Here is a 25,992-nt window from a genome sequence, read left to right as displayed (position 1 = left end):
GCGGTCGAGTGCGGCATCAATCGCCTCAAGAGACATCGAGCCGTGGCCACGAGGTACGACAAACTCGCGGTCCGCTACGAGGCTACCGTCCTCGTTGCCGCCATCAACGAGTGGTTGTGACGTACTGGTCCGACGACAACTCGAACACCCGTACTCGCCGACCGCAGGTGGGATTGACGGTCTCACGGACCGGATGCATCCCCAGTTTGGTCATGATCCGTTCGGAGGCGTCGTTGCCCACTTGAGTGATGCTGACGATCCGCTCCAGCCCTCGCTCTTCGAACCCGAACCGTACAGCGGCCGCAGCGGCCTCGGTGGCCAAGCCCTGCCCCCAGTGGGAACGTCCCAGCCGCCAGCCGACCTCAACCGCCGGCAGTACCTCCGGCAAGAAGTCGGGCACCGAAAGGCCGGTGAACCCGGCCAGCTCGCCAGTGGACCGGATCTCCACGGCGAACAGGCCGAAGCCCTGTGACTCCCACTCGCTCTCCCATGCCTGGACCCCGCCGCGAGTCTGCTGTTCGTCACGGACGCTGCCGTCACGGATCCACCGCATGACCTCGGGGTCGGCATTGACGGCAGCCATGGGCGCAACGTCTTCCTCGCGCCAGCGACGCAGGATCAAACGGGGAGTCTCAAGCGTGACCATCCAATCATTCTGGATCACAAATGGGCTCTCCGTCATCCTCACCAGGCACTTTCGATACACGCCCCTAGTAGGGCTTTGTTAGGTCCTGTGGTGTGGTTCTGGTGTCGGTGCGGATTGGCCGCATATCGAGCAGGCGCCGGTCCAGGTGGCCAGGAGGGCCTGAAGCGCGCGGAGGACCGCGTAGAGGGTCAGGCCGGCGCAGGCGCTTTTGGGTCGAGCCTGAGCATGGTGCAGAACGCCTGGGCGAGGGAGGCGAGGGTGACGTGGCGGTGCCAGCCGGGGAAGTTGCGGCCCTCGAAGTGGTCCAGGCCCAGACCGTCCTTGAGCTCGCGGTAGTCGTGTTCAACGCGCCAGCGGATCTTGGCGATGCGGACCAGTTCGCGCAGCGGGGTGTCGGCAGGCAGGGTGGAGAGCCAGTAGTCGGTGGGCTCGGCGGTGCCGGGCGGCCATTCGGCCAGCAGCCAGCACTCGGGCAGGGAGCCGTCGGCGGCTCGGCGGATCGTTCGGTTTGCGGGTCGGACCCGCAGCGCCAGGAACCGCGAGCGCATCTCGGCGCGGGGGTTGTGCTTCGTGGTCTTGCTGCCCTGGCGCCAGGTCACGGTTCGTGCCGACGATCGCCCTGTGTTCAGGGCGAGTTGGCGCAGAGTGCTGTGCTGGACGGGGTAGGCCGGTCCGGGCGGGCGGCCCTGGCCGCTGTAGCGCGGACGGTCGGGGACGGCGTCGCCCGGGTAGGCGGTGGTGGTGCCCTTAACCGCGACGGCGTAGGTCAGGTCGCGCTCGGTCAGGCCCTCGCGGAAGCCGGTCGCGTCGCCGTATCCGGCGTCGGCGACCACCGGCAGGTCAGGAAGTTCCCAGCCCTCGCGGACCTCGTCGAGCATGTCCAGGGCCAGGCGCCACTTCTCCTTGTGCCGCTCGCTGTCGGGGATGGCCGCCTTGGCGCGTCGGCGCTGGATTGCCCCGGTCAGCAGCGCATCGCCGGTGTTCTTCGTGTCGTCCCAGCTCTCGGGCAGGAACAGGCGCCAGTTGACCGCCGAGGAAGCGTGGTCGCTGACCAGATTGACGCTGACGCCGATCTGGCAGTTGCCGCGCTTTCCCAGCGCGCCGCAGTACATCCGCGCCACACCCGGTGAGTCGTAGCCGTCCTTGGGAAAGCCCACATCGTCGATCGCGTACGCCTCCGGCGAGATGTGAGCGGCAGCCCAACGAGCCATCCGCTCACGGACCTTGGCCCAGTCCCAGGTCGAGGAGGCCACGAACTGCTGGAGCTGCTGGTGGTCCACGCCCAGGCGCTCGGCCATCGGCTGCATCGACTTGCGCTTGCCGTCCAGCATCAGCCCGCGCAGGTACAGCTCGCCCTTGGCTCGCTGATCCCGCCGGGCCAGAGAACCGAGCATCTCCGCCGCGAACGCGTCCAAGCGTGTGCGGACCGTATCCATCTCCTCGGGTGTCACACCTGAAAGAACATCACAACCTATCTGGAGATGATCAATCGGGGTACCTAACAAAGCCCTACTAGTGCTTCGCCATCTGCGCTGGTCAGAGGCATGATGTGGCCGCTCGGTAAGCAGCGCGATGAAGCCGAATACGGCACTCAAGATCCACCGGGCCATCGTCAACCCAGGCCGATCCACACTGCGTGGGATCGGCGACCGGCCCGTCCGGGCCCCTACCGGGCTCCGACTGGTGGCTCGGTCCCCGGGCCGTCACGGTCTGACCACCGACCGACCTGTCGGCGACCGCCCGGTGTCCTGACCACCAGGCCTGAGGCGACGGAGACCGAGGCCCCCGTCATGGCGGCGCAGGAGAGGAAACGAGGCTGCCCGGTGCGGAATTGGATCAAAAGGAGGGGACAATGTCCGTGCAGGGCAACGTCGTTGGGTCACGGGGAGAGGGACAAGATGCTGGAGGAACTTATTCTGGTCGGGGGAACCACGGTCGTCGCGGCCATGGCCACCGACTCGTGGACGGTCGCGCGCGGCGGAGTCGCACGGCTGTTCCGCCGCCGCGGACAGGACCAACAGACCGCCATCGAGGCCCAGCTCGACAACAACGAGGCCCTCGTCGCGAGGGCCGACGACGCCGAGCGGGTACGTCAGAGCCTGCTCCCCGTGTGGATGCTGGAACTGGAGTCGCTCCTGGGCGAGTACCCGGACGCCGCGGACGAACTGCGTGAGCTGACCGAGGAGATCAAGAAGCGGTTGCCCGAGACGCGGCAGCCCCAGGTGCAGAACAACGTGGCCAAGGACAACGGACAGGTTTTCGCGGCTCTGGGCGGCAATGTCATCGTGCACCCGGCGCCTCCTGGACAGGCGGGAGGCGCCGGAGCCGCCCAGTGAGTCGGCCCGGAGCCGGGCCAAGGCAGACGGTCCGCGTCGACGGCGGGTTCGGCTACGGCGTCATCGGCGCCGACCTGCACGTCTTCCCCGACCGAGGCCCGGTCTACCTGCTCTCCCGGTATCGACCTGCTCCGGGCCTGGCCCCCGCCCTCTCACTCGGGGAGAGGGACACGGCCGGACCCGCCTCCCAGCCCAGTCGGCTCCTCAACGCCCGCTTCCAGGTCGTGGATTTCACCGGTCGGGCCGATGAGCGGGCGGAGCTGGCCGCATGGCGGGACGGTGACGGTCCACGCGCCGCCCTCTGGCTGCACGGAGCCGGCGGCCAGGGCAAGACCCGGTTGGCTGCGCAGTTTGCGGCCGACAGCGCGTCAAGGGGCTGGAAGGTCGTCTCGGCCACCCACGGCGCCGGCACGATCCACCCGCACCCGGGAAGCCAGGACCTGCGGCTCGATGGCGCTGCGGGGCTCCTCCTGGTCGTCGACTACGCCGACCGCTGGCCCCTCTCCCATCTGACCTGGCTGTTCAGTAACAAGCTGCTGGACGGGCCCCTGCCGACCCGACTGCTGTTGCTGGCCCGGTCCATCGCCCCCTGGCCCGCCGTGCGCTCCGCGCTGGAGGACACCGGGACGGAGACGGGCGCCCTCGCACTGCGACCGCTCGATGAGCGCCGTGGTGGACTCGACGCCCGCCGAGCCATGTTCACCGTCGCCCGCAACTGCTTCGCCGCCCACTACGGTCTCGCCGACCCGAACGTCATCGCCGTACCCGGCTATCTGGACCGGCCGGACTTCGGCCTGGTTCTGGCGCTGCACATGGCCGCGCTGGTGGCCGTCGACGCCCACGTCCGCGGCGGCAGCCCGCCGAAGGACATGGCGGGCCTGTCCGCATATCTGCTCGACCGCGAACGCAGGCATTGGACCCGGCTCCACGAACTCCGCCTGGAGGGCCTGGAGTACGAGACCCCGCCCGGCGCCATGAGCCAGGTGGTCTTCACCGCCGCGCTCATCGGCGCGACCACGCACCACGACGGCACGGCCCTGCTCGGTGGCCTCGGCATGGAGCGCCCCGCGCGGCTCCTGGCCGATCACGCCACTTGCTATCCGCCCGAGGAGCCCGGCGCGGTCCTCGAACCCCTCTACCCCGACCGGCTCGCCGAGGACTTCCTCGCCCTGGCCCTCCCCGGCCACGATACGACCGGCTACCCCACGGCTCCCTGGGCGCCAGATTTCATCGGCACGCTCGTCGCCCGCGACCCGGACGGCTCGCCGCCTGCTCATCTGGCCCGTGCCCTGACCTTCCTGGCCTCCACGGCGGCACCGCACCGCTGGCCGCACGCCGCCCGGTACCTGGAAACCCTGCTGCGCACGGACCCAGCCCTGGCCGTCGCCGCCGGCGGCGCGGCCCTGACCGCGCTGGCCGCGGTCGGTCGTGGAGGTCGTACGGGAGCGCTGGGGCGTCCTCCTGCCCACCGACGGTCTCATCGCCCGTTTCACCGAACCCGGTTGGACCTACGAGGAGGAGGTAGCACGCCTCTGCCCCGAGTGCGACGGCCGGATGCACTCGCTGCGCAGACCGTACGAGTCGGCGGGGAAGGTCTACCGCTACGTGGCCGTCGTCTGCCCGGTCTGCCCGGCGGCGTACACCCTCGCTGACCTGGGCGTAAAGACCTACGAAAAGCTGTGCGCGCGGCCCGGTACGGCGAAGTCGGACGTGGTGGAGCCCGGCGAGGCGAACGAGTCCGGTGCCGTGCCCCCGGCGCGGGCGTCTCGCCGGACGGGCGCGGTGGGGCCGACGGGGTCGCGTGTCAGGGTGACAGCACGGACGAACTCGGCATGGGTGTCCGAAGGGGCACGAAGATTCGAACGGTTCCTCGGCCCTTGCCCTACCGGGCCGGGCGTCACCGTCACCGTTGTCGCGGCTTCTCCCGCCCCTGCCTGGCCGACGGATCTGCCGATGCCGACCGAGCCGGAGAAGCGCCACCTGTTCTGGTGCAAGGTCACCGACCCTGCCTGGCGGCCGCCCGAGGGGGCGGTGACGGCGGCCGATGACATCCGAATCATCCTGCCCGAGGGCCCCGCCTTTGACGACCTGCGCGCCCACCTGGCCGAGCGGGGCATTGCGTTCCGCAGCGTCCGGCACTGGGTGGAGGACGAACAGGTCGGCACGGTGGGCGAGTTCGGCAGTCCCACGCATCTGGTGGCCCACCCAGCCCGCGCATTTGCGGGCCTGGGTTCCCCCATGCCGCCCACGCCCGTCGCGGGACCCGGGGCGCACGCCGCCCGGGACGCGTTCGAGGCCCAGTGGGACGCCCTGGCGGACCTGCCGGACGCCGACGAGGCCTCGTACGTACCGGTCGCCGATCTGGTCCCCGAGGACTGGACCCGGCTGTTGCCGCACCCCACCTTCAACCCGGCCCAGGCCGACGCCGTTCCCGCCCTGCTGGAGGACGACGGCCATGTGATGGTCGTCGCCCCGACCGGCGCGGGCAAGACACCCATCGGCATGGTGGCCGCGCTGCGGGCCCATACGCAGGGCCGCAAGGCGGCCTGGCTCGTCCCCCAGCGGTCGCTCACCGACGAACTCGACCGCGAACTGGAGAACTGGCGGCGGCACGGCATCGGGGTCGTCCGGCTCACGGGCGAGTACGCCACCGACACCGAACTCGTCCGCGAGGCCGACATCTGGGTCGCCACCACCGAGAAGTTCGAGGCGATCTGCCGAAACGGGTCGCTGGGCGGCGTCCTTGCCGAGGTCGGCTGTCTGGTCGTCGACGAGATCCACCTGCTCGGTGATCCGGTGCGGGGAGCCGTGCTCGAAGCGGTGCTCACGCGGGTACGCGAGGACAGTGCCCGGACCCGCATCGTCGGACTGTCGGCGACCGTGGCCAACGCCGGCGAGGTCGCCGACTGGCTGGGGGCCCGGCTGATCCGTACGTCATGGCGGCCGACCCGGCTGACCTGGCAGATCCCCCTGCTGCCCGCCGCACGCTCCATGCGGTCCACCGCTGCTCGGACCTCCGCCGCCGTGCGGCTGGTCCGGACCGTGACCGACGAGGATGGCAGCGTGCTCGTCTTCTGCAGCAGCAAGCGCGGAGTGCGTGCGACGGCACTTGCCATCGCCGCGGACCGCGGGGCCCCGACACGCGGCGTCGACGCGGACGACACAGAACTCGTTGAGCGGCTGTGCGGCAGCGCCGGCGTCGGACTGCACTACCGCGACTGGCCGTACAAGCACGAGGCCGAGAAGGCGTTCCGGGCCCGTGAGACCGACGTCCTGGTCGCGACCTCCACTGTGGCAGCCGGGGTGAACCTCCCCGCCCGCGCCGTCGTCGTGCGCGACGGCCGCCTTGGCCAGAATCGGATCGAGGTGTCCATGGTGCAGCAGATGTTCGGCCGCGCCGGACGAGTCGGCGCGGGGGAGCGGGAGGGCTGGGCCTATCTGCTGGCGGACGAGACGGAGCGCCCCGTGTGGCAGGCTCGGCTGACCGTCGGCTACACCGTGCGTTCGCGTATCGGTGACCGGCTGCCCGACCACCTGCTAGCCGAACTGGTGCAGGGACGCGTGACCTCGCTGGAGGACGCCGAGGACTGGTGGACCGACACATTCGCCTTCCATCAGGGGCACGACAGTGTCGAGCCGCTCCATGACGCCGTGGACTATCTGGAGGAGGCCGGCTTCCTGCGCCAGCATGCCGGACCCGGGGGCGACACTTTCCTGGAACCGACCGAACTGGGTACGCTGACCAGCCGCTTCATGGTGGACGCCGTCCTGGCGCACGAGCTGTCCGAAGCGGTACGCAACCTGCCCGTACCGGAGGACCCCGACCACGCCGAACAGGCACTGACGAGGCTGCTGGCCACCCGGCTGCCGGAACTGGCGGAGGCCGCGTTCAGCGACCGCGCCCGTGCCACCCTGCGCAGGGTGCTGCGCCACCAGGGCCGGACGGAGCAGCTGGAGATTGATCAGGAACCACCGGACAAGGACGAGGGACTGCTGCCGGGAGACCTGGCCCACGCGGTGCTGCTGCTGGTCGCCACCAGCCCCCAGGCGTTCGCCGCGCGCGCCGGGTACGTGCTCGGCATCCCGGCCGAGAGCCTGACGGCCGTCCTCGACGAGGCCCAGCGCTATCTGGCCTGGCTGGGTGCCCAGGGAGAGCTGGGCACCGTTCACCCCTGGGCGGCCGTCGTGGCCGCCGACCTCGCCGAACGCATTCGCTGGCGCGCCCTCGGCCCCGATCGGGGCGCCGGCCGGCTGCTGTGGATGTGCGGCCGGATGGCTACACCGCGGCTGGCACCGCGTCTCGTACCGCGCATGTGGCGCGCGGCGCGAGATCGCGGTATCGGTGCCCCCGACTGGACGGGGACCACCCCGCCGCGCGACAGTGCGATCACACCGGCGCGATACCAGGCGCTGCTCAAGCAGCGGGCCACCGGAACCGCCCTCACCCGGCACTCCGGATCATTGCGTGTGGAAGCCCCGCACGGCGCGGTGATCTGCCTCTGGGACGGCGCGACGACGATCCGGTACGTCTCCGACGGCACCCCCGCCATAGTCGACTACCCGCCGGGCAATCTCGATGACTCTTCAAGAGGCCGACGAGGAGGCGCCGTCTTCACTCGCGGCGACCGCCACGCCGCAGGGTGGCTCGCGCCGTACAACGGGTACTCCTGACAACGGGTTTCACAAGGGACTTCTGAGCACCGGCAATGGATGCTCCGAACGCTGGCGACGTGACGGGGATCTCCCCGTGGTGAGGGTGATCCTTTGCTCAGCACCACCGTTACCGGAGGAGTTACCGGCGACCTCATGTCATCCAGACCGATCACACCTCGAGTCCGTCACCGTGCTGCTCGATCAGGACCCACGCCTGCGATGCCGTGGGAGCGGATCCGTGAGAACAGATCAATGACCCCCGTCAATCTGAACTGGCGTGCCGTCAGACAAGTCAGTCATTGGTCAGCTTCAGTACCGCGAAAATGGTCGACCTCCTCTACGCAAGGCGTGCCGTTGTACAGTGAAAAACGCCTTTGACCTGCAGTAAGCAGGCAGGGAGCCGACCTGTAGGAGCACAGAATGCTGCGCACCATGCTCAAGTCCAAGATCCACCGGGCCACCGTGACCCAGGCCGACCTGCACTACGTCGGCTCCGTCACCGTCGATGCCGAGCTGATGGAAGCCGCGGATCTGCTGCCCGGCGAGCTGGTGCACATCGTCGACATCGACAACGGCGCCCGCCTGGAGACGTACGTCATCGAGGGCGAACGCGGCTCCGGTGTCATCGGTATCAACGGTGCCGCCGCCCACCTCGTCCACCCCGGTGACCTGGTCATCCTGATCAGCTACGCCCAGGTCGACGACGCCGAGGCCCGTGGACTGACCCCGCGCATCGTGCACGTCGACGCCGGCAACCGTATTGTCGCGCTCGGTGCCGATGCCTCCGAGCCCGTACCCGGCACCGCCACCGAACGGAGCCCGCACGCCGTCCCCGCGGCGCGCTGACCCGGCTCGACCATCGAGGGGGCACCCGTCATGGCAGAACAGACCGACCGGATCGAGCTCGACATCCGCGACGACCGCGTGAGCGGCAACCTGCTCGCGTACGAGAACGGCAAGGCCGTTGGAGTCATCGCGTACTTCGTGATGGACGGCGACCCCGCCGCGTTCGTGGTCGTGCACACCGTCGTCGAACCCGGCCACCAGGGCAAGGGCATCGCCGGCGCCCTCGTCCAGGAGCTGTACGCCATGGCGGGCCTTGAGGGTGTCCCCGTCGTCCCGCTCTGCCCGTACGCCGCGAAGTGGGTGCAGCGCCACCCCGGCCAGGCTCCCGAAGCCCCGGCCGAACTGGTGGAGCAGGCGAAGGTCCAGCTGAAGTCCCACCCCGAACTGTAGTGATCCCATCGGCCGGGAGGTGTACCGTTCGGCCGATGACGCTCGCCCTGTTGCACACCTCCCCGGTCCATGTGCCGGTCTTCGACGCGCTCCGGGACACGGATCATCCTGGACTCGGCCTGCGTCATCTCGTGTACGAGGACCTGCTCACCCGGGCGAGGGAATCGGGCCCGGAGGCAGTGTCGGGCACGATCAGGGCGCTGCTCGCGGGCGCCGTCGCCGAGGGTGCCTCCGCAGTGCTCTGTACCTGTTCGACGATCGGCGGGGTCGCGGAGTCGGCCGCGGCGACGCTCGGCGTTCCCGTGCTGCGTGTCGACCGCCCGATGGCGGCCGCTGCTGCGGAACGGGAACGCGTGGTGGTGCTAGCGACCCAGTCCGCGACCCTGGGGCCGACCCTCGCGCTGCTCGCCGAAGAGGCGGGGGACCGGCCCGTCGAGGTCCGTGCCGTGATGGTCGACGGCGCCTGGGCGTGCTTCGAAGCCGGTGACCGTGACGGCTGTCTGGACCTGGTCGCGGCCGCGGTCGATGCGGTGACGGACGCCGATGTGATCGTTCTGGCGCAGGCGTCCATGGCCGATGCGGTCACCCGTACGGCCACCCGGATCCCGGTGCTCTCCAGCCCCCGGCCGGGCCTCGCCGCCGCGGCCGCCGCCGTGCGCTGACCTGCCGTTCGGGTTCCGGACCTGCGCGGATCATTCGGAACCTGTACGTATGGACTCACCAGGCGCGTGCAGCCGCTCCGAGGGACGGTGGAAGGAGATCCACCCCGAACCACTCGGAGGCCCCCGATGACCAATCCCTACCCCGACCCCGTGCCACCGGCGCCCACCCCGGGACCGATGCCGGGGCCTCCGGCGCCGCTGCCGGAGCCGCCGCCCCCGCCGCCGGGCCCCGTCCCGCCCGGCCCGTCACCGGATCCGATTCCGCAGCCGCCCACACCCGAGCCGCCGCCGGCGCCGGAGCCGTCACCCCGGTCGGCCGGATGAGTCGGCCGGATGGCCGCTGCCCGGTGCGCTTCGCGGGCTCTGTTCCCCCGGGCGGGTACGCCTCAGGCCCCGGCCAGGACGGCGTTCGCCCGCGCGGTGACCTCGGTGAGTACGCGGCCTGCCGTTGCCAGGTCCTCGGCCGGCAGATCCGCGTACAGCCGGGCCGTGATGTCCGCGATGCCGGCCCGGTGCGCCTGCCGGCGGTCACGACCTGCGGGCGTGAGGCCGACGCGGGGTGTGCTGCCCGGGACCTCCTCCAGCAGCCCCGCGGCGGACAGCTCGGCCACCGTCGCTTCGGCGACCTCTGCGTCGATCTTCAGCGTGCCGGTCATACGGTCGACGAGCCGGCCGCGCTCGATCGCCTCGCCGCTGTCCGCGATGACGTTCAGTGCCACCGACTGATGGAACGTGGTGCCGGTGGTCGCCAGCAGCCGCTCGAGCACGGCCCGGGTGGCGTAGTGGGCCTGGCCGATGACCTGGCCGTTGACGGTCGGTGTGACAGACATGGCTACTCCTTGGTCGATTTGGTCGATGAACTCGGAATCGCGGGAACCGGTGCGTCGAGAAGTGCTGTCAACGTGCGGGTGAATGCCTCGGTGTCCGCGCCGTCCAGGCCGCCCAGCGGGGCCAGTTGCTGATCGAGGAGCTCTCGTACGACATCGACCGCGCGGAGCGTGACCGCGCGCCCCTCATCGGTCAGCGAGAGCTGGACGGCCCGGGTGTCGCCGGGATCGGTGGTGCGCTCGATGAGGCCGGTGGTCTCCAGGGTGCGGGCCAGCTTCGACACGTAGAGGGGTTCGAGCCCGGTGTGGTCCGCGAGCCGGCGCTGGCTGGGCCGCAGCCCCGACCGCTGCATCCCCAGCAGGGATCCGAGCAGTGAGTACTGCGCATGTGTCAGGCCGAGCGGCCCGATCGCCCGGTCCACGGCCACCCGCCACTTCATCGACAGGCGCCAGACCAGGAAGCCGGGGGTCGGTCCCTGGGGTGCGTTGCTCATGAACAGATAAAGTACATGGCTACTATGTACTTGGCCAGTATTTACGCGGCTGCTGAATTGCCCACGCGGGAATGGTGATTGCGTGGGAAGCGAGCTCCTTGCCATGGCGGCCGCGCACGACACCTACGAAAGAGTCTGGACCGGCGTCGCCACCGACGCCGACTTCGACGCCGGAGCCCCCTTCTTCTACGGCCGTAGGAACGCGGGTGCCGAGGAACATGCCGCATCCGAGGTGGAACAGACCAACGAGGAGGCCGCGGACATCTACGCGTCCGGCGGCGCTTTCCACCCCGAGGCGGCCCGCGCCGCCCTGACCGCGTGGGACACGCCGGTCCTCGTCCTTGCGGGCGGATTGGACGGCGGCCCGCTTCCTCGTATCGCCGCCGACATCGCGGAGTTGTTCCCCCGGGCCGAACTGGCCGTCCAGCCGGACGCGGGTCATTACCCCCCCTGGCTCGACGACCCACGCCGATTCACCCGGACCGTCGAGGCGTTCCTCACCCAGGGAGGGGTGTGGCGGGCAGGTGGTCTGACTCGACCGGACGGAACTCAGGCGGTGGGCGGCCGCACCGGCGCCGGTCCCAGCGTGGTGCTGCCGGGAGAGGCCCGGTGCCCGAGTCCGGTCCGGTACGCGTCCATCGCCGCCTCGGTCCGGCCCAGGCGTCGTAGCAGATCGCCCAGGAGCCGGCAGATGTCCGCGAGATCACCTGCGGCGCCCGCCCGCTCCAGCAGGGCCAGCGCGGTGACGTAATGCTCCTCGGCGGAATCGAGGTCGCCCTGCTCCTCGTGGATGAGGCCGAGAAGCCGGTGCGCGCCGCCGGCATGGACCGATCCCCGGTCGGGGTGCAGTTCACCCAGGAGACGACGCAGCAACTCCTGGGCCTGGGACGCCTTGCCGCGCCGGCGCAGTACATCCGCCAGCTCCACCTCGACCTGCGCCGTGTACAGGGGGGCCCGTTTCGACGCCAGCATGTCGCGGGCGGCGCGCAACTCGGTCTCGGCGTCGGACAGGTTGCCGTCCTGTGCATGGACATAGCCGCGCATCCAGTGGCAGTGCGCCAACTCCGTACGGATCTGGAGCTGTTGGTAGATCTCGGACGCCTTGGCGAGGGAGGCGTCCGCTTCCGTGGTGCGGCCCGCCGCGATGAGCGTGCGCGCGACGCTCCGGTGCAGTCCGGCGACCAGCTCCGGATCGGACACCTGCGGTGCGAGAGTCAGTGCCAGCTCACCCGCCTGTGCGGCGCGGGCATGGGCGCCCATGTCCATGTACGGTGCGATCACGGCCGTGTACAGCAGCAGGAGTGCGCCGGGGTCCTGCAGGCCGGAGGCGTTGAGCTCGTCGATGGCACTTTCCAGCAGGTAGCAGGCGTACCGGAGTTCACCTGCCAGCAGGTGGGCGACCGCCCGGCCGCGGACGGCCGGGGCGCGCCGGGGGAGCGGTGCGTCGGCGAGAAGCCTCTCCGCGGCCTCGAAGCGGCCGCGGGCCACGGGCAGATCGCCCGTCTCCAGTGCGCACTGACCGAGCCCGAGCAGGGCTGCGGCGCGTTCGCTGTCGAGTCCGTGCCCATCGGCCTCGGCGAGCAGCCGGGTGTAGGTGGCGGCGGCGTCCTCGGCGGCGCCGGTGGCCAGTGTCCGTTGGGCCTCGACGAGCTTCAGCCGCAGCTCGGTGGCCAGATGGGCGGGGCGTCCGGTCGCCAGTTCCTCGTACGTCACGCCGAGCCGGTCCGCGAGGTGGCGCACGGCCGCTTCCGACGGGCGGACCCGGCCCGCCTCCAGGGTGGAGATATAGGCGGGGGTGTAGGAGGGCTCGGCGAGCTGCCGCTGGGTCAGTCCGCGTTCGGCGCGCAGCCTTTGTACGCGCCGGCCGACGGCCCCGGGATCGTCGTGGCCCGGCCCGTGCGCGTCGTCCGGCCCGTGGCCGGAGCCGGCTCCGGTGCCTCGTCCCGTTGTGCGCTTCTCGTTCATCGCGCCGCCCCTTCTGCCTCGCACGGCCTCGAAATGCGGCCCATGCATCGTAAATGCCCGGTTATGAGCCTCAACCACTCGGACCCTGGGTCTTGTTCGGGGCCCCGCACCCTTCTAGGTTAAGCATCACATTAAGTCCACTTAACCAGCGAGTTATGTGCTGGTCGTGCCCCGGAAGTGCCCGGGAAACCACAGGAGTTGTCCATGCGCATACGCCCCCACTCGCGCCGAACAGCAGTATCGATGACGGGACTTGCTCTCGTCGGCCTCCTGGCGGCAACCGCCACCACCCCCGCGTCAGCCACCCCCACGGGCACCGATGGTGGTCGGCGCGTCGAGGCCGAGTACTTCACCGACCCCGGCGGCCCGGGCAGGACCGTGGAGGTCCCCGCCGCTTCCCCCACTCGGAGGGGCAGAGCTGCCGCCGCCCCGCTGAGCGCCGCCGAGGCCGCACTCGACGGCACGGTGGGCAAGCAGGCCGTGACCGGTCCCACCGACGACCGCCTGGACATCGTGATCATCGGCGACGGCTACACGGCCGGCCAGCAGGACGACTTCCACGCGGACGCAACCGCCAAGTGGGCCGACATCACTGCCCTGGAGCCGTACAAGAGCTACCAGGGTCTGCTCAATGTCTGGACCGTCGATGCCGTCTCCAACGAGTCCGGCGTCAGCGGAGACCCCGGAGCGGACACCGTCAAGGACACTGCACTCGGCAGCTACTTCTGGTGCTCGGACACCGAGCGGCTGATCTGCACCGACATCGACAAGGTGGCCGCCTACGCCGCCAAGGCCCCGGCCGCGGACCTCGTGGTCGTCATCGCCAACTCCACCAAGTACGGCGGCGCGGGCTACTCCGGACTCCAGGCCGAGGGCTACCCCTTCAACGGAGTCTCCACGCTCTCCTCCGACCACGCCTCGTCCAGCCTGATCGCCGCCCATGAGATCGGGCACTCGGTGGGCCTGCTCGACGACGAGTACACATATCAGGCGTACGGCACCTGGACCGGAGGCGAGCCGGGCGGAATCAACTCCACCACCTACACGCCCGCTCAACTCACCGAGAAACAAGCCAAGTGGTACCGCTGGCTGGGGCAGAGCGACCCGGCGGGCGGCACGGTCGGCACGTACGAGGGCAGCGCCTACTACCCGTTCGGCATCTACCGCCCGACCGCCTCATCGATCATGCGCGAGCTGAGCAACACCGAATTCAACCTGCCGGGACGCGAGGCGATGATCGCCGGGTTCTACCGCGCGGGCAACGCACTGAGCAGCACCGTCGACACGGACGCCGCCGTCGGACCCGGCCGACGTATCGCGGTGACCCCGGCGGACCTCACCACCGTCGGCGCCAAGCCCCACACGTACGGGCGGCCCGATGCCGCCACCGGCCTCGCCCGGACCGATCTGCGGTGGTACGTCGACGGCGTCGAGAAGGTCGCCGCCCGGGGACGTACCTCCGTCACCCCGGCCTCGCTCGGAGTCCACGCGGACGGTCGAAGCCACAAGGTGACCGCCGAGGCCGTGGACCGTACGGACGCCATTCGCGACCCCGCCGCCCGCGCCCTGGCCACCGACACCCTCACCTGGAGCGTCAGGCCGACCGGGCACCGGTAGCAGTTCCTCAGGCGATGATCGGGACGACGGCCTCGGGCGTCAGCATCCGGAAGGTGAACGCCTGATGGAAGTAGAGCCGGATGCTGGTCGCGTCGTGGTCCTGATAGCCGATCGACAGATCCTGGCCCAGGCACAGTTCGAAGTCGCCGCCACGGGTGGACAGAAGTACACCACCCGCGACGGCGGGCGCCCAGAGGATCTGGTCGTCGAGCAGCCGGGCCAGATGGGTGGCCACCGGATATCCGTGGTCGGAGGTCTCGGTCGCCTCGGTGAAGGCGTCGGCACCGAGCAGCAGCCGGTACGGCCCGTCGACACCGGCCAGCCGCAGTCGGGTGAGTGCCTGACTGACGGTGGCCGGGTAGTCGCGGGCGTCGGCCGGCAGCGGCAGCGGGGAGTGCGAGGAGCCGTCCCGAAGTCCGGTGATGCCGGCCGACGCGTACCCGTCGATGATCGCCATGTCCTCGGCGAACGCACAGGTGCGGGCCGCGTCCTTGACGGGCTGCCAGTCGCTGTCGTGGGAACCGCGCTCGACGTCGTCCACGGCCGACCGGGTCACCGTGAACGGCACCCGCCAGTCGATGACGGGCACCGAGGTGCGGGCCCGGGCGATCACGTCCGGCGTGGGGGGATCGATGTCGCGCAGATGACCGTCGCCGATGGCCGCCAGCTCGGGGCCGTCCGGACCGGTCACATCGACGACACGGCGGCCCGCCAGATGGCGGCTGAAGGTGCGCCGGGCCTCTTCTTCGATCTGGTCCCAGGCGGCATCCGTGACAGGGGCGAGTTCGCGGTGGAGGTTGTTCATCACTGGGCGCTTTCTTGCAGGCTGCCGATGTGCAGCGAACCGTCGTCCGAACGGACCGGGACCGGAGCCTGCGCCACCGCCGGCGCGGACGCCGGCTCCGGCAGGGCCTCGGTCGCGGTCACTGCGGGCGACGGCGGCGGGGCGTCGAAGAAGTCGGCGCTGGGGACGTAGAAGAGCGTGCCGGTGACCGCCGTCGAGAAGTCGAGGATGCGGTCGTACGTGCCGGTGGGATTGCCGAGGAACATATTGCGGAGCATCTGCTCGGTCACGCCCGGGTCGGCGGCGTATCCGATGAAGTACGTGCCGAACTCACCCTGTTCGAAGCTGCCGAACGGCATGTTGGCCCGCAGGATCTCGCGTTCCGTGCCGTCCGGGTCGGCGATCGTATTGAGGGCGACATGCGAGTCGGCGGGCTTGACATCGTCGGAGAGCTCGATGTCGGCGAACTTCGTACGGCCGATGACCCGCTCCTGCGCCTCGGTGCTCAGCGTGTTCCAGGACGCGAGGTCGTGCAGATACTTCTGCACGATGACATAACTGCCACCCGCGAACTCCGGATCCTCGGCGCCGACCAGGGCCGCCGACCGTGCACCCGCCCCCACCGGGTTCTCGGTGCCGTCCACGAAGCCGAGCAGATCCCGGTGGTCGAAGTAGCGGAACCCCTGTGTCTCGTCGACGACCATCACCGCGCCGCCGAGCCGGTCCAGGAACCGGGCCGCCCACTCGTAACACACGTCCATCCGCTCGGCCCGGATGTGGAGCAGCAGGTCCCCCGGAGTGGCGGGGGCATGGTGTCGGGCACCGTGCAGCTCCTGGAACGGGTGGAGCCCCGCAGGGCGCGGCCCCGCGAACAGCCGGTCCCAGGCGTTGGAACCGAAGCCGGTCACGGAGACGAGGCCGGTGCCCGGGAACCGGAATCCGATGGAGCGGGCGATCGCCGCGAGATCGGGCAGCACCTCGCGTACGACGGGCTCACCACCGGGCTCGATCGTGGCGACCAGGATCAGGGCGGCGCTGGTCAGCGGGGCGACGACGGGCTGGGCCGCGACCGGTTCCGGTGTGGCGTCGGGCATACGGGGGCTCCAGGGATCGTCAGCGGTACGGAACGGCAGCGGGCTCGCGGGTGCGGGGGCGACAAGTGGGCCCGCTGCTACTTACGCATACGTACGACAGCGCCGCACCCCGGGTCACCTGACCGGGCGACCGTGCGCGGGGACCTGAGATCCCCCTGGCCTCCGCCGCGCTTCTGGCCGTCACGCAGGGCGGCTACCAGGTGCGACCGGCGCGCAGGAGGTGATCGTGGACCAGATCGACATGGGGATGGGGAGCGGAGCCCGGTCGGCGTACGAGACAGGCCGTGTTGATCGGCGGGTCGTCCGGGGCGTGCAGGAGGGTCAGGGTGCCGGCCGCCCGGCTTCACCAACGCCGAGGAGCGCCGGGCCCGTTTCGCCGACAAGGCGAAGTGGCTGCTCCAGGACCGTCTGGTGGAGATCGGCGCAGATTTCCAGGAGGGCGAGCCACGGGCCCCGCACGTGGTCCTCGACCGCAACTCGGTCGCCGGCCGGAACCCGTCCTCCTCGGCTCCGCTCGCGGCGGAACTCCCGAAGAAGCCGGCCTTGCGAGGGGCGCCCGCACCCTCGGGGTGGACGGCGGCACAGCCTGGGCACGGTGACCGGCCGTCCCGGACCTGGGCGAGGCCATCTCGAAGGCGTCCGCGAGCCGAGGTCGTGGAGCGCGCACCGGCCCCCCTGGCATCAGCCGGCCTCGACCTCCGACCGGTCGCCGCCCCAGAGCGTGTGGAAGGAGCCCTCGCGGTCGGTCCGTCGATAGGTGTGCGCGCCGAAGAAGTCGCGCTGCCCCTGGGTGAGCGCCGCGGGCAGCCGGTCCGCGCGCAGCCCGTCGTAGTACGAGAGCGCGGCTGCGAACCCGGGCGTCGGCACCCCCTGCCGTACCGCCTCGGCGACCACCGTGCGCCAGTCGTCCTGCGCCGCACCGATCTCCTCGGCGAACTGCGCGTCAGAGAGCAGGCTCAGCAGGTCGGGGCGGGTGTCGTAGGCCGCCCGGATCCGGTCCAGGAACGCGGCCCGGATGATGCACCCGGCCCGCCAGATCGCCGCCACCGCGCCGAGGTCGATGTCCCAGTCGTAGGCCTCGCTGCCCGCCCGGATCTGGTGGAACCCCTGCGTGTACGAGACGATCTTGGACGCGTACAGCGCCTGCTCCACCTGGTCGGCGAAGGCTGCAGCCGCTGACTCGTCGAGCGCCTCGGGCGACGGGCCCGCCAGGCCCTGCGCCGCTTCGCGCAGATCCGCGTGGCCGGACAGCGAGCGGGCGAATACGGCCTCCGCGATACCGGAGACGGGCACCCCCAGATCCAGCGCGATCTGCACCGTCCAGCGGCCCGTGCCCTTCTGCTCCGCCCGGTCCTGCACGATGTCGACGAAGGGCTTTCCGGTGGCCGCGTCGGTGTGGGCGAGGACCTCCGCCGTGATCTCGATCAGATACGAGTCCAGGCGGCCGGTGTTCCAGCTGCGGAATGTCTCGGCGATCTTGGCGGGGGAGTAGCCCGCCACCGCACGCAGCAGGTCGTACGCCTCCGCGATCAGCTGCATGTCCGCGTACTCGATGCCGTTGTGGACCATCTTCACGAAGTGCCCGGCACCGTCGGGGCCGATGTGGGTGGTGCACGGGGTGCCGTCCTTCGCCTTGGCGGCGATCTTCTCCAGTAGCGGCCCCAGCGATTCGTACGACTGGGTCGAGCCGCCCGGCATGATGCTTGGCCCGTTCAGCGCGCCCTCCTCACCGCCCGAGATGCCGACGCCCACGAAGTGGATGCCGCGCTCGCGCAGCTGCTTCTCACGGTGACGGGTGTCCTCGAAGTGCGCATTGCCGCCGTCGATGATGACGTCGCCCTCCTCCAGGAGCGGGGCGAACTCCTGGATCACGGCATCCGTCGGATCACCCGCCTTCACCATGATGATCAGCCGACGTGGACGCTCCAGCGCCGCGACGAACTCCTCCGGTGTACGCGCGGCCACGAAGGAACCCTCGTCGCCGAACTCCTCGACCAGGGCGTCCGTTTTCGAGGTCGTCCGGTTGTGCACGGCGACCGTGAAGCCGTTGCGGGCGAAGTTACGAGCGAGATTGCGGCCCATGACCGCGAGTCCTGTGACGCCGATCTGCGCAGTGCCGCTCATCTGTGTGCTCTGCAATCTGTCGGGAATGCCGGGATCTCCAGTATGGATACGGGGCGCGGGGACGGCCTGTTCGGGATGGGCCGTATGGGCGCCCCGCGAGCCCGCGTCACCGGGTGGAAAGGGGAACCAGGTTGATGTTGAGCACGTGGGTGCCGAGGGCGCCGGCCACGCCGAGGAAGAGCAGGGCGAAGTGCCCCTGCCCGCGCGCGGTGGTGATACCGCCCAGATCCATCCGCGACGACGCCGGCCGGCCGAGGTCGTCGAGCAGCCGGCCGACGGTGCGCTTGGCCTCGGCGTCGTCGCCGGACAGGAACACCGTGCTCGGACCGTCCAGACCGCCCGGGTCCGTCATCACGGACGCGGTCATGGTGCAGAGGGTCTTGACCACAGGGGTTCGGGGAGTAACTCCTGGATCTGTTCGGCGAGGCAGCTTTCGACGTGGGCGAGCCCCATGTCATCGGTCAGACCGACGCCGACGTCGATGAATGGTTTCCCAGCCGGCGCCGACGCGCCGAACGTGGCCAGTATCTCCAGGGACACCGTCCCGGGGGTGGCGTTGACGAGTACCTCACCGTGCTCGGCCGCCTCGCGCAGACCCCCCCCGTGACGGGAATGCCCGGAGCTGTTCGGCCCTTCGGTCGACGCGATCCCATGACGACGTCATGTCCCGCGGTGGCCCAGGCCGTTGCCAGGGCCTGGGCGACATTGCCGCTTCCCAGTAGTCCTAATCGCATGGTGAGACGCCGGACGTGGCACCGCCGGACCGGATCAATCCGGAGTCCGGGACGAGACCGGAACCATGGACGTAGTTCCACGGACCGCGGGGATCCCCGACCGGGGAGCGGCTGCGGCCAGCGCGGTCACCTCGGCCCGCGCCGCGGCCAGCGAACTCGTCGCCAGCGGCCGGAAGCGGTCCAGATGCGGGACAAGTCCGGCCGTGGTCATCTCGGCGCTGACGAAACACAGGTTCTCGTCCGCCACCCCCAGCCCGCCGAAGTACGTCCGCAGGTAGGGCGTTTGGAAGTCCCATCCCTCCCGCGGGGTACCCGGGCCGTAGGCGCCGCCCCGTGTGCAGATCACGACCAACCTGGTACTCCGCAGCAGGCTGTCCCCGGTGTCCGGGTCGGTGAACGCCCCGGGAAAGCCCACCCGGTCGATCCACGCCTTCAGCGAGGCGGATACCGAGTAGTTGTACATCGGGGCGCCGATCAGCACGGTGTCGGCCGCCAGCAGTCCGGAAATCAGCGGGCGAGTCAGCGCCCACTCCCGTTTCTCGGCCGGGCTCTCGATCAGCGTGTCCACTTCGGCGGGCGGGACGAGGCCGTGCCGCTCCACTCGCCGCCCGAGCGAGCAGTAGGCGGTATCCAGCGGCGGTACCGGGTCGGCGGTCAGGTCCCGGTACCGATATCCGGCCGAGGCGTGCGCGGCCCGCCAGGTGTCCGCGAACAGCGCGGTCAGTCGTCTGCTGACCGACTCGCCGGAACGATTGGCGCTGGAATCCAGGTGCAGCAGGGACGTCATCGGTTCTCCTGTCACTTCAGTCACGTTGCGATCGTCATGAGAGCTGACGGGGCGGGACGGAGAAAGGTGACCGGTGGACGAGCGCGATGGACTGGCGGAACGATTCGAGACGCAGCGCGGCCGGCTGCGGGCCGTCGCCTACCGGATGCTCGGCTCACTCGACGAGGCCGATGATGCCGTGCAGGAGGCATGGCTCCGCCTCGGCCGGGTCGATGCCGACGATGTGGACAACCTGGCCGGCTGGCTTCGCACCGTGGTGACCCGTATCTGCCTCGACACGCTGCGCTCCCGCAGAACGCGGCGGGAGGACCTGACCGAGCAGGAAGTGCTCGACCAGCTCTCGAACCCTTCGCAGGGGAGCCCCCCGGAGGACGAGGCGCTGCTGGCCGAATCGGTGGGCCGCGCCCTGCTCGTGGTGCTGGATACGCTGAGCCCCGCCGAACGGGTCGCGTTCGTGCTCCACGACATGTACGCCGTGCCGTTCGACCGGATCGCGCCCATCGTGGAGCGCACGCCCGTCGCCACGAAGAAGCTCGCCAGTCGCGCGCGCCACAAGGTACAGGGCAGCCCGGTGGTCCCGGCGGCCGAGCTCGCCCGGCACCGGCAGGTCGTCTCGGCGTTCCTGGCCGCCGCGCGGGCCGGTGACCTCACTGCGATCCTTGCCGTGCTGGCCCCCGATGTGATGCGCCGCGCCGACCCCGCGGCCCTGCCGCCGGGCGGAGCGACCGAGGTCCGCGGCGCGCGGGCCGTGGCGGAGGGGACAGTTGCCCTTGCCCGCAGGTCGCAGCTCGCCGAACTGGCCCTGGTCGACGGCGCGGTGGGAGTCGTCGTGGCCCCGCGCGGCCGGCTGCTGTTCGCGCTCGCCTTCACCATCGAGGACGACAGGATCGCCGAGTACGAGGTGATCGCCGCCCCCGCACACCTCCGGCGACTTCACCTCGCAGTCCTCGACTGACGGGGGAAACCGTGGCTGCCGAGACCTCGGCTGCGCCCTGTTCGGCTTCGGGTCCGGCTTCGGGTTCGCGTTCGTCGACGCGCCGATCGATCACACGGCTGTCTCCGGCAGGCCGGTCCCGCGCGTGCCTATGTATATTAAGAAAATACCTAGGGTGTCTAGGTAGCGCTCCGGTGGAGGTGGCGGATGGTCCGCGCGGGTCTCACGGCCGAACGCGTGGTGGAAGCGGCGGCTGATCTGGCCGATTCCATCGGCTTCGACAAGGTCACGATCTCCGCACTGGCCCGCGGCTTCGGGGTCAAGGACGCCAGCCTGTACTCCCACGTCAGGAATCTGAACGATCTGCGGACCAGGGTCGCGCTGCTGGCCGCGGGTGAGTTCATCGACCGGATCGGCGCCGCGGTGGTGGGCCGGGCCGGGAAGGACGCCCTGGTCGCGTTCGCCGGCGCCTACCGGAGCTTCGCTCTGGAGCGGCCCGGACGGTACGAGGCGACGCAGATGCGGATCGACCCCGCCGTCGCCGCCCGGTCGTCCGCGTATCACCGCACCATCGAGACCACGGGCGCGATGCTGCGCGCCTACGGCCTGGCCGAACCCGATCTCACGGACGCGGTACGGCTGCTGCGCAGCACCTTCCACGGCTATTGCGCCCTGGAGGCGAGCGGAGGCTTCGGCGCACCCCGCGACGTACAGACGTCCTGGGAGCGGTCCGTTGAGGCCCTGCACTTCCTGCTGGAGCACTGGCCATCCGCGACGAACAAGAACAAGGACGAACAAGAACAAGGGGGAGAACGATGACTGACGGCACGACACCGGCCCGCACCGGCCGTCTGAAGGTGCCCGGAGCGACGCTGTATTACGAGGTGCGCGGCGAGGGCCCGCTGCTGCTGATGATGCCCGGCGGGAGCGCCGACGCAGGGATCTATGACCGGATGGCGGCGCGGCTGGCCGACCGGTGGACCGTAGCCGCCTTCGATCCACGCGGATACTCGCGCAGCGTGCTCGACGGGGAGACCGGCGATCAGCGGGTGGAGGTGCAGAGCGAGGACGCCCATCGGCTGATCGAGCTGCTGTCGCCGGACGGCGGGCCCGTGGCCGTCTTCGGTTCCAGTTCGAGTGCCGTCGTCGCCCTGGACCTGCTCAGCCGCCACCCGGAGCGGCTGGACCGGGTCATCGCGCACGAGCCGCCGATGGTGGAGCTGCTGCCCGATCCGGAACAGGGGCGGAAGCTCTTCGCCGCCGTACGCGACTCCTACCGCAGGGGCGGGGTGGAAGCGGCCCTGGCCACCATGACCGAGGGCCTCATGGGTCCGGAGGCGGACCGTCCGGCCGAGGGCGGGCCTCGGGCGGCTGCGGCCGAACCGTCCCCGCGGGAGGCCGAGACGTTCCGGCGGATGCGTGCCAACCTCCCGGTCTTCCTGGAACACGTGCTGTGCCCGTTCAGCGGCTACGTGCCGGACCTGGAGGCCCTTGGGCGTGGCGCGGAGAAGCTGACCATCGGGGTCGGGCAGGACTCCCGCACCCTGCTCACGGCCATTCCGGGTGCCCGGCTGGTGGACAGGGCCGGCGGCAGGCTCGTGGAGTTCCCCGGTGGACACACCGGTTGCACCGAGGATCCTGATGCGTTCGCCGCGCGGTTGCGAGAGGCGCTGCTCGACTGAAACGGGTAGGTCAGGGGGTGATGACGGGTTCGTTCCAGGTCCCGTGCCGCACCCCCGGAGCAACTACCTGCGCCGCTTCGAGCCGGCCGAGGCGGCGGCCAGACCCGTTGTGACCTTCTCGGGCGGTATGCGGCGCAAGCTCGACCTAGCGATGGCCCTGGTCGGTGACCCGCGCATCATCTTCGTCGACGAGCCGGCCACCGGACTCGACCCGCGCAGCCGCCGCACCATGTGGGAGATCGCCGCAGCCTGGTCGCCGACGACGGCGTCACCATCTTTCTGACGACGCAGTACCTGGAGGAGGCCGACCAACTCGCCGATCGCGTCGCCGTCCTCGCCCTGCTCGCAGTGGCACTCACCTGGCTGGCCGCCGCGATCGGGCCGGCAACAGCGGGCTCATCGCGCTCGCCCGGTGCGTCGGGATGAGCCCGGTCGGCCATCTATGGGTGCGGTCGGTCTTCAACCGCGACGCCACACGCTGGGTAACTCTCCTCCGGCGAAGGCCGGATGACCGGTGCACTCGTCAGCCCTCGTACCCGACAAAACGGTACGAGGGCTGACGAGTGCACCGGCCACGGCCTCGGGCGGCGGTGTCCCCTGGGCCGTCCGTGACGGGTGAGCCGCTGTCGCTCCCTTGTCATCGGCCTTTGTCTGCCCATAAGTTGGGCGCTTGCGACGTGTCCTACAGCCAGTGGGGGAGCCAAGTCATGGCCGCAAACGGACGGCACCGCAGATATCAGCCCAGCCGGCTCAACCGTGCCTCGCTCACGGTCACCGTCGGCGGTGCGGGCATCGCGCTCCCGCTCATCGCAGCCGCCTCGGCAGGCGCCGCCTCGACGGATGTCTGGGAGAAGGTAGCCGCCTGCGAGTCCACCGGCAACTGGCACATCAACAGTGGCAACGGCTACTTCGGCGGCCTTCAGTTCACCCGGTCGACGTGGGCGGCCTACGGCGGTACGGTCTACGCCCCGCGCGCCGACCTGGCCACCAAGGACCAGCAGATAGCCATCGCCGAGAAGGTGCTCGAAGGGCAGGGACCCGGCGCCTGGCCGGGCTGCTCGACACGGGCGGGGCTGACCAGCGGCGGGGAAGCCCCCGGCATCAACCCGCAGTCGGAGCGGACCAGCCACTTACAGGCGCCCGGGAAGGCTGCCGCCGGGAAGCCGGAGACGAAGCGGACGTCCACGCCCGCCAAGCCGACCACTGTGCCCGGCAAGCGCGAGTCGTACACCGTGGCCGGCGGTGACTCGCTCTCCGCGATCGCGGCGAGCGAGCATGTCCGGGGCGGCTGGCAGCACCTGTACGCGGCGAATCGCACGATCGTGGGGGACGATCCGGATCTCATCTTTCCCGGACAGCGCCTGAGCCTCGATGTGGCCCGGGCACCGAAGGCGGGTTCCAAGACGGGTTCGACGCCGGCCGCGCAGCCGAAGACCGCACCGCGACAGAAGGCGAAGCCGCAGCACCGGACCACCGAGCCGAAGCAGCAACCGGCCACGTCGCAACACCAGGCCGCGAAGCCGCAGCACCGGACCACCGAGCCGAAGCAGCAACCGGCCACGTCGCAACACCAGGCCGCGAAGCCGCAGCACCGGACCACCGAGCCGAAGCAGCACCCGAAGAAGGCCGAGAGCCACAAGCCGCAGCGGGCGGAGAAGCACTCCGACACTCTCGTCGCGCCGGTTGCGGCAGGTATCGGTACCCCATACCACCGGGCCGGCTCCTGGGCCAGTGGCTATCACACCGGTGTCGACTTCCCCGTCCCGACCGGCACTTCGGTGAAGGCGGTCGGCTCCGGCACCGTCGTCTCGGCGGGCTGGGCGGGGGCGTACGGATACCAGATCGTCATCCGGCACAGCGACGGCAAGTACAGCCAGTACGCCCATCTGTCCGCGCTTCATGTGCGTGAGGGCCGGCATGTCTCCGCAGGCCAGCGGATTGCGCGCTCGGGCTCCACCGGGAACGTCACCGGTCCGCACCTGCACTTCGAGATCCGTACCGGCCCCGGTTACGGCTCGGACATCGACCCGCTGGCCTACCTCAGGGCGGGCGGCGTCAGGGTCTGAACGACCCCCTGGGGCCCGGCTGTGTCAGCCGGCGCGGCAGGCTCCGCGGACACGCCGCCCCGCCGTGCCGCGGTGCCGGTGTGCGACGACCGCCCGGGCCCGAACTCCACCTGCCCGAGGCGACGCTCCAGAGGCATCATCAGAGGCATCACAGGGGCTGCCGAGAACGTTTCCGCGATCGTCTCGACGGCTGCGGCGGGCGTCGGCGGTGCGGGCTCGGGAAGAACGACGACCTTCTGCGTCTCAGCCGGCCGGGCCGGACCCACCGCCGGTTCCGCAATACCTCCGGCGCCGGGCTCCGCGTCCGCCCCGTCCCCCAGAGCGTCCGGGTACTCGCTCCCGGCCGGCTGCCCGGCGCGGTGCTCCGCGCCCAGCCGCTCCGTCGTGAGAAGTATCAGCCCGCCCGCGGCGACCACCCCGCAGGCCAGCGCGAGCATGGTGCCCGCCGTACCGTGCCGGAACTGCTCATCGAACATGGTGATGCCGACAACCGCGGCTATCACCGGGTTCACCACGGTCACCGTGGCCAGTGGCGCGGTCAGCCCGGCGCCCCGGTACGCGGCCTGGGAGAGCAGCAGCCCGGCGGCCGCGAACGTGCCTATCGCCAGCAATGGCGGCATTCCGGCTCCTGTCGCACCGGAGGTCCACTGCACGGCCACCGTCTTCGTGAACACCGAGGCGATACCGAAAGCGACGCCCGCGGCCCCGGCCAGGATCACGCTCCGTACCACCGGCCGGTGCAAGCCCTTGGAGATCAGGAAAAGCGCTGCGACCGCACCGAGCGTCACGCCGGCGAGCGTCAGCTGATCCGGGCCGCTCAGGGTGTGCGACTCGGCGTTCCCGGTGAGCGCGAGCAGGCCCGCCAGACCGACGGTCGCCATGATCGCGCCGCGCCATGCGATGGCACCTGCCCGGCGGCGTACGAAGAGAGCCGCCATCGGCAGGGCGAAGACGATGGTCAGCGCACCGAGCGGCTGGACGAGACTGAGCGGACCGTAGGCCAGCGCCACGACATGCAGTACCGCGCCCACGCCGTTCAGTGCCACGGCGGCCCACCAGACACGGTTGCGCAAGGGTGCGAGCGAGCGGCCGTCTCCAGCCGTGGCCACGCGCTCCTGGACGATCGCCCCGGCCGCGTAGGCGACCGCGGAGACCAGTGACAGCAGCACGGACAGCGCAAGGGAACTCATGTACACCACGATGTCCCTTCAAAGCCGCCGCGTCGTCGTCCTTGAGGCGGCAATCCTGCGTACTGCTTTGGTAGTACGTGACTACTCCCAGTGTCCTCCTCCCGACGGTAGTACTCCCCCCGGAGGGCCCTGGAGCGATCACCCCGAGGGGTTACGGTGAA

The 25,992-nt window shown here is 70.4% G+C and carries 23 protein-coding genes and 2 pseudogenes; 13 read left to right on the top strand and 12 right to left on the bottom strand.

Features of this window, described 5'->3' with window-relative positions:
- Positions 1 to 103: 103 nt before the first annotated feature.
- Together NRF20_RS05620 and NRF20_RS05615 are read right to left on the bottom strand one after the other, a co-directional pair.
- Positions 104 to 646, bottom strand: a complete 543-nt coding sequence (locus NRF20_RS05620; RefSeq protein ID WP_356185008.1) for a GNAT family N-acetyltransferase — start codon at positions 644 to 646, stop codon at positions 104 to 106.
- Positions 647 to 834: 188 nt separating this feature from the next.
- On the bottom strand, positions 835 to 2,097 hold the full coding sequence (locus NRF20_RS05615) for an IS701 family transposase (RefSeq protein ID WP_413752125.1): 1,263 nt from the start codon (positions 2,095 to 2,097) through the stop codon (positions 835 to 837).
- A 447-nt stretch (positions 2,098 to 2,544) separates the two neighbouring features.
- On the opposite strand from NRF20_RS05615, the gene NRF20_RS05610 reads away from it, so the two are divergent.
- From NRF20_RS05610 to NRF20_RS05585, 6 genes are all read left to right on the top strand, one after another.
- A complete protein-coding gene (locus NRF20_RS05610) occupies positions 2,545 to 2,982 on the top strand; it encodes a hypothetical protein (protein ID WP_413752124.1) in 438 nt (145 codons plus the stop codon).
- Entirely contained in the window at positions 2,979 to 4,634 is a 1,656-nt protein-coding gene (locus NRF20_RS05605; protein WP_398633696.1) for a hypothetical protein, read from the top strand. Before NRF20_RS05610 ends, NRF20_RS05605 begins: the two co-directional genes overlap by 4 nt.
- Positions 4,537 to 7,653: a DEAD/DEAH box helicase gene (locus tag NRF20_RS05600; protein ID WP_398633699.1), complete on the top strand. Its 3,117-nt coding sequence runs from the start codon at positions 4,537 to 4,539 to the stop codon at positions 7,651 to 7,653. The genes NRF20_RS05605 and NRF20_RS05600 overlap by 98 nt, the downstream gene beginning before the upstream one ends.
- Before the next feature lie 402 nt (positions 7,654 to 8,055).
- A complete protein-coding gene (panD, locus tag NRF20_RS05595) occupies positions 8,056 to 8,481 on the top strand; it encodes an aspartate 1-decarboxylase (protein WP_266355446.1) in 426 nt (141 codons plus the stop codon).
- 30 nt (positions 8,482 to 8,511) lie between these two features.
- Positions 8,512 to 8,871, top strand: coding sequence for a GNAT family N-acetyltransferase (locus tag NRF20_RS05590; RefSeq protein WP_398633694.1), 360 nt, complete (start codon positions 8,512 to 8,514; stop codon positions 8,869 to 8,871).
- A gap of 35 nt (positions 8,872 to 8,906) precedes the next feature.
- Positions 8,907 to 9,533 (top strand): aspartate/glutamate racemase family protein, encoded by a 627-nt coding sequence (locus tag NRF20_RS05585; RefSeq protein ID WP_398633693.1) that lies wholly within the window; start codon positions 8,907 to 8,909, stop codon positions 9,531 to 9,533.
- Positions 9,534 to 9,919: 386 nt separating this feature from the next.
- Here NRF20_RS05585 and NRF20_RS05580 read toward each other — a convergent pair whose 3' ends face one another.
- The 3 genes from NRF20_RS05580 to NRF20_RS05570 all read right to left on the bottom strand — a co-directional run bounded on the left by NRF20_RS05580 (position 9,920) and on the right by NRF20_RS05570 (position 12,819).
- Positions 9,920 to 10,363, bottom strand: coding sequence for a hypothetical protein (locus NRF20_RS05580; RefSeq protein ID WP_398633692.1), 444 nt, complete (start codon positions 10,361 to 10,363; stop codon positions 9,920 to 9,922).
- Positions 10,364 to 10,365: 2 nt separating this feature from the next.
- Positions 10,366 to 10,854, bottom strand: a complete 489-nt coding sequence (locus NRF20_RS05575; RefSeq protein WP_413752123.1) for a MarR family winged helix-turn-helix transcriptional regulator — start codon at positions 10,852 to 10,854, stop codon at positions 10,366 to 10,368.
- A gap of 549 nt (positions 10,855 to 11,403) precedes the next feature.
- On the bottom strand, positions 11,404 to 12,819 hold the full coding sequence (locus NRF20_RS05570) for a tetratricopeptide repeat protein (RefSeq protein WP_398633690.1): 1,416 nt from the start codon (positions 12,817 to 12,819) through the stop codon (positions 11,404 to 11,406).
- 243 nt (positions 12,820 to 13,062) lie between these two features.
- Here NRF20_RS05570 and NRF20_RS05565 point away from each other — a divergent pair, with 243 nt between their 5' ends.
- Positions 13,063 to 14,436: a M64 family metallopeptidase gene (locus NRF20_RS05565; protein WP_413752122.1), complete on the top strand. Its 1,374-nt coding sequence runs from the start codon at positions 13,063 to 13,065 to the stop codon at positions 14,434 to 14,436.
- Positions 14,437 to 14,443: 7 nt separating this feature from the next.
- Here NRF20_RS05565 and NRF20_RS05560 read toward each other — a convergent pair whose 3' ends face one another.
- Together NRF20_RS05560 and NRF20_RS05555 are read right to left on the bottom strand one after the other, a co-directional pair.
- Complete coding sequence (locus NRF20_RS05560) at positions 14,444 to 15,241, bottom strand: family 1 encapsulin nanocompartment shell protein (protein ID WP_398633688.1); 798 nt, start codon at positions 15,239 to 15,241, stop codon at positions 14,444 to 14,446.
- On the bottom strand, positions 15,241 to 16,314 hold the full coding sequence (locus NRF20_RS05555; RefSeq protein ID WP_413752121.1) for a Dyp-type peroxidase: 1,074 nt from the start codon (positions 16,312 to 16,314) through the stop codon (positions 15,241 to 15,243). Before NRF20_RS05555 ends, NRF20_RS05560 begins: the two co-directional genes overlap by 1 nt.
- Before the next feature lie 330 nt (positions 16,315 to 16,644).
- Here NRF20_RS05555 and NRF20_RS05550 point away from each other — a divergent pair.
- Positions 16,645 to 16,848 (top strand): annotated as a pseudogene (locus NRF20_RS05550) (type 1 glutamine amidotransferase domain-containing protein); the annotation flags it as partial.
- A 147-nt stretch (positions 16,849 to 16,995) separates the two neighbouring features.
- Here the strand turns inward: NRF20_RS05550 and gndA are convergent.
- The 4 genes from gndA to NRF20_RS05530 all read right to left on the bottom strand — a co-directional run bounded on the left by gndA (position 16,996) and on the right by NRF20_RS05530 (position 19,959).
- Entirely contained in the window at positions 16,996 to 18,438 is a 1,443-nt protein-coding gene (gene gndA / locus NRF20_RS05545; protein WP_398633686.1) for an NADP-dependent phosphogluconate dehydrogenase, read from the bottom strand.
- 106 nt (positions 18,439 to 18,544) lie between these two features.
- A complete protein-coding gene (locus NRF20_RS05540; protein WP_413752120.1) occupies positions 18,545 to 18,805 on the bottom strand; it encodes a hypothetical protein in 261 nt (86 codons plus the stop codon).
- Positions 18,806 to 18,899: 94 nt separating this feature from the next.
- Complete coding sequence (locus NRF20_RS05535; RefSeq protein WP_413752119.1) at positions 18,900 to 19,172, bottom strand: NAD(P)-binding domain-containing protein; 273 nt, start codon at positions 19,170 to 19,172, stop codon at positions 18,900 to 18,902.
- A 34-nt stretch (positions 19,173 to 19,206) separates the two neighbouring features.
- Positions 19,207 to 19,959, bottom strand: coding sequence for an FMN-dependent NADH-azoreductase (locus tag NRF20_RS05530; protein WP_413752118.1), 753 nt, complete (start codon positions 19,957 to 19,959; stop codon positions 19,207 to 19,209).
- Positions 19,960 to 20,032: 73 nt separating this feature from the next.
- On the opposite strand from NRF20_RS05530, the gene NRF20_RS05525 reads away from it, so the two are divergent.
- The 5 genes and pseudogenes from NRF20_RS05525 (at position 20,033) to NRF20_RS05505 (ending at position 24,641) form a co-directional block, all read left to right on the top strand.
- Complete coding sequence (locus tag NRF20_RS05525; protein ID WP_398633684.1) at positions 20,033 to 20,914, top strand: sigma-70 family RNA polymerase sigma factor; 882 nt, start codon at positions 20,033 to 20,035, stop codon at positions 20,912 to 20,914.
- Positions 20,915 to 21,100: 186 nt separating this feature from the next.
- Entirely contained in the window at positions 21,101 to 21,712 is a 612-nt protein-coding gene (locus tag NRF20_RS05520) for a TetR/AcrR family transcriptional regulator (protein ID WP_413752117.1), read from the top strand.
- Positions 21,709 to 22,575, top strand: coding sequence for an alpha/beta fold hydrolase (locus NRF20_RS05515; protein WP_413752116.1), 867 nt, complete (start codon positions 21,709 to 21,711; stop codon positions 22,573 to 22,575). Before NRF20_RS05520 ends, NRF20_RS05515 begins: the two co-directional genes overlap by 4 nt.
- A gap of 67 nt (positions 22,576 to 22,642) precedes the next feature.
- Positions 22,643 to 22,911, top strand: a pseudogene (locus tag NRF20_RS05510) (ATP-binding cassette domain-containing protein); the annotation flags it as partial.
- 371 nt (positions 22,912 to 23,282) lie between these two features.
- Positions 23,283 to 24,641 carry a transglycosylase family protein gene (locus tag NRF20_RS05505; RefSeq protein ID WP_413752115.1) on the top strand — a complete coding sequence of 453 codons (1,359 nt, stop codon included), beginning with the start codon at positions 23,283 to 23,285 and terminating at the stop codon, positions 24,639 to 24,641.
- Here the strand turns inward: NRF20_RS05505 and NRF20_RS05500 are convergent.
- On the bottom strand, positions 24,611 to 25,840 hold the full coding sequence (locus tag NRF20_RS05500; RefSeq protein WP_398633680.1) for a DMT family transporter: 1,230 nt from the start codon (positions 25,838 to 25,840) through the stop codon (positions 24,611 to 24,613). The genes NRF20_RS05505 and NRF20_RS05500 overlap by 31 nt on opposite strands.
- Between the last annotated feature and the right edge of the window lie 152 nt (positions 25,841 to 25,992).

The sequence above is a fragment of the Streptomyces sp. R-74717 genome (genome assembly GCF_047305335.1).
Taxonomy (GTDB): domain Bacteria; phylum Actinomycetota; class Actinomycetes; order Streptomycetales; family Streptomycetaceae; genus Streptomyces; species Streptomyces atratus.
This window is presented reverse-complemented; position numbering and strand designations above follow the sequence as displayed.

Excerpts from the sequence above, each read along its gene's own strand:
- NRF20_RS05580 (WP_398633692.1), bottom strand. The coding sequence starts at position 10,363 with ATGTCTGTCACACCGACCGTCAACGGCCAGGTCATCGGCCAGGCCCAC.
- NRF20_RS05520 (WP_413752117.1), top strand. The coding sequence starts at position 21,101 with ATGGTCCGCGCGGGTCTCACGGCCGAACGCGTGGTGGAAGCGGCGGCT.
- NRF20_RS05565 (WP_413752122.1), top strand. The coding sequence starts at position 13,063 with ATGACGGGACTTGCTCTCGTCGGCCTCCTGGCGGCAACCGCCACCACC.
- NRF20_RS05620 (WP_356185008.1), bottom strand. The coding sequence starts at position 646 with ATGGTCACGCTTGAGACTCCCCGTTTGATCCTGCGTCGCTGGCGCGAG.
- NRF20_RS05535 (WP_413752119.1), bottom strand. The coding sequence starts at position 19,172 with ATGCGATTAGGACTACTGGGAAGCGGCAATGTCGCCCAGGCCCTGGCA.
- NRF20_RS05610 (WP_413752124.1), top strand. The coding sequence starts at position 2,545 with ATGCTGGAGGAACTTATTCTGGTCGGGGGAACCACGGTCGTCGCGGCC.
- NRF20_RS05570 (WP_398633690.1), bottom strand. The coding sequence starts at position 12,819 with ATGAACGAGAAGCGCACAACGGGACGAGGCACCGGAGCCGGCTCCGGC.
- NRF20_RS05560 (WP_398633688.1), bottom strand. The coding sequence starts at position 15,241 with ATGAACAACCTCCACCGCGAACTCGCCCCTGTCACGGATGCCGCCTGG.
- panD (WP_266355446.1), top strand. The coding sequence starts at position 8,056 with ATGCTGCGCACCATGCTCAAGTCCAAGATCCACCGGGCCACCGTGACC.
- NRF20_RS05585 (WP_398633693.1), top strand. The coding sequence starts at position 8,907 with ATGACGCTCGCCCTGTTGCACACCTCCCCGGTCCATGTGCCGGTCTTC.
- NRF20_RS05515 (WP_413752116.1), top strand. The coding sequence starts at position 21,709 with ATGACTGACGGCACGACACCGGCCCGCACCGGCCGTCTGAAGGTGCCC.
- NRF20_RS05540 (WP_413752120.1), bottom strand. The coding sequence starts at position 18,805 with ATGACCGCGTCCGTGATGACGGACCCGGGCGGTCTGGACGGTCCGAGC.
- NRF20_RS05590 (WP_398633694.1), top strand. The coding sequence starts at position 8,512 with ATGGCAGAACAGACCGACCGGATCGAGCTCGACATCCGCGACGACCGC.
- NRF20_RS05530 (WP_413752118.1), bottom strand. The coding sequence starts at position 19,959 with ATGACGTCCCTGCTGCACCTGGATTCCAGCGCCAATCGTTCCGGCGAG.
- NRF20_RS05575 (WP_413752123.1), bottom strand. The coding sequence starts at position 10,854 with ATGAGCAACGCACCCCAGGGACCGACCCCCGGCTTCCTGGTCTGGCGC.
- gndA (WP_398633686.1), bottom strand. The coding sequence starts at position 18,438 with ATGAGCGGCACTGCGCAGATCGGCGTCACAGGACTCGCGGTCATGGGC.
- NRF20_RS05505 (WP_413752115.1), top strand. The coding sequence starts at position 23,283 with ATGGCCGCAAACGGACGGCACCGCAGATATCAGCCCAGCCGGCTCAAC.
- NRF20_RS05600 (WP_398633699.1), top strand. The coding sequence starts at position 4,537 with ATGCACTCGCTGCGCAGACCGTACGAGTCGGCGGGGAAGGTCTACCGC.
- NRF20_RS05555 (WP_413752121.1), bottom strand. The coding sequence starts at position 16,314 with ATGCCCGACGCCACACCGGAACCGGTCGCGGCCCAGCCCGTCGTCGCC.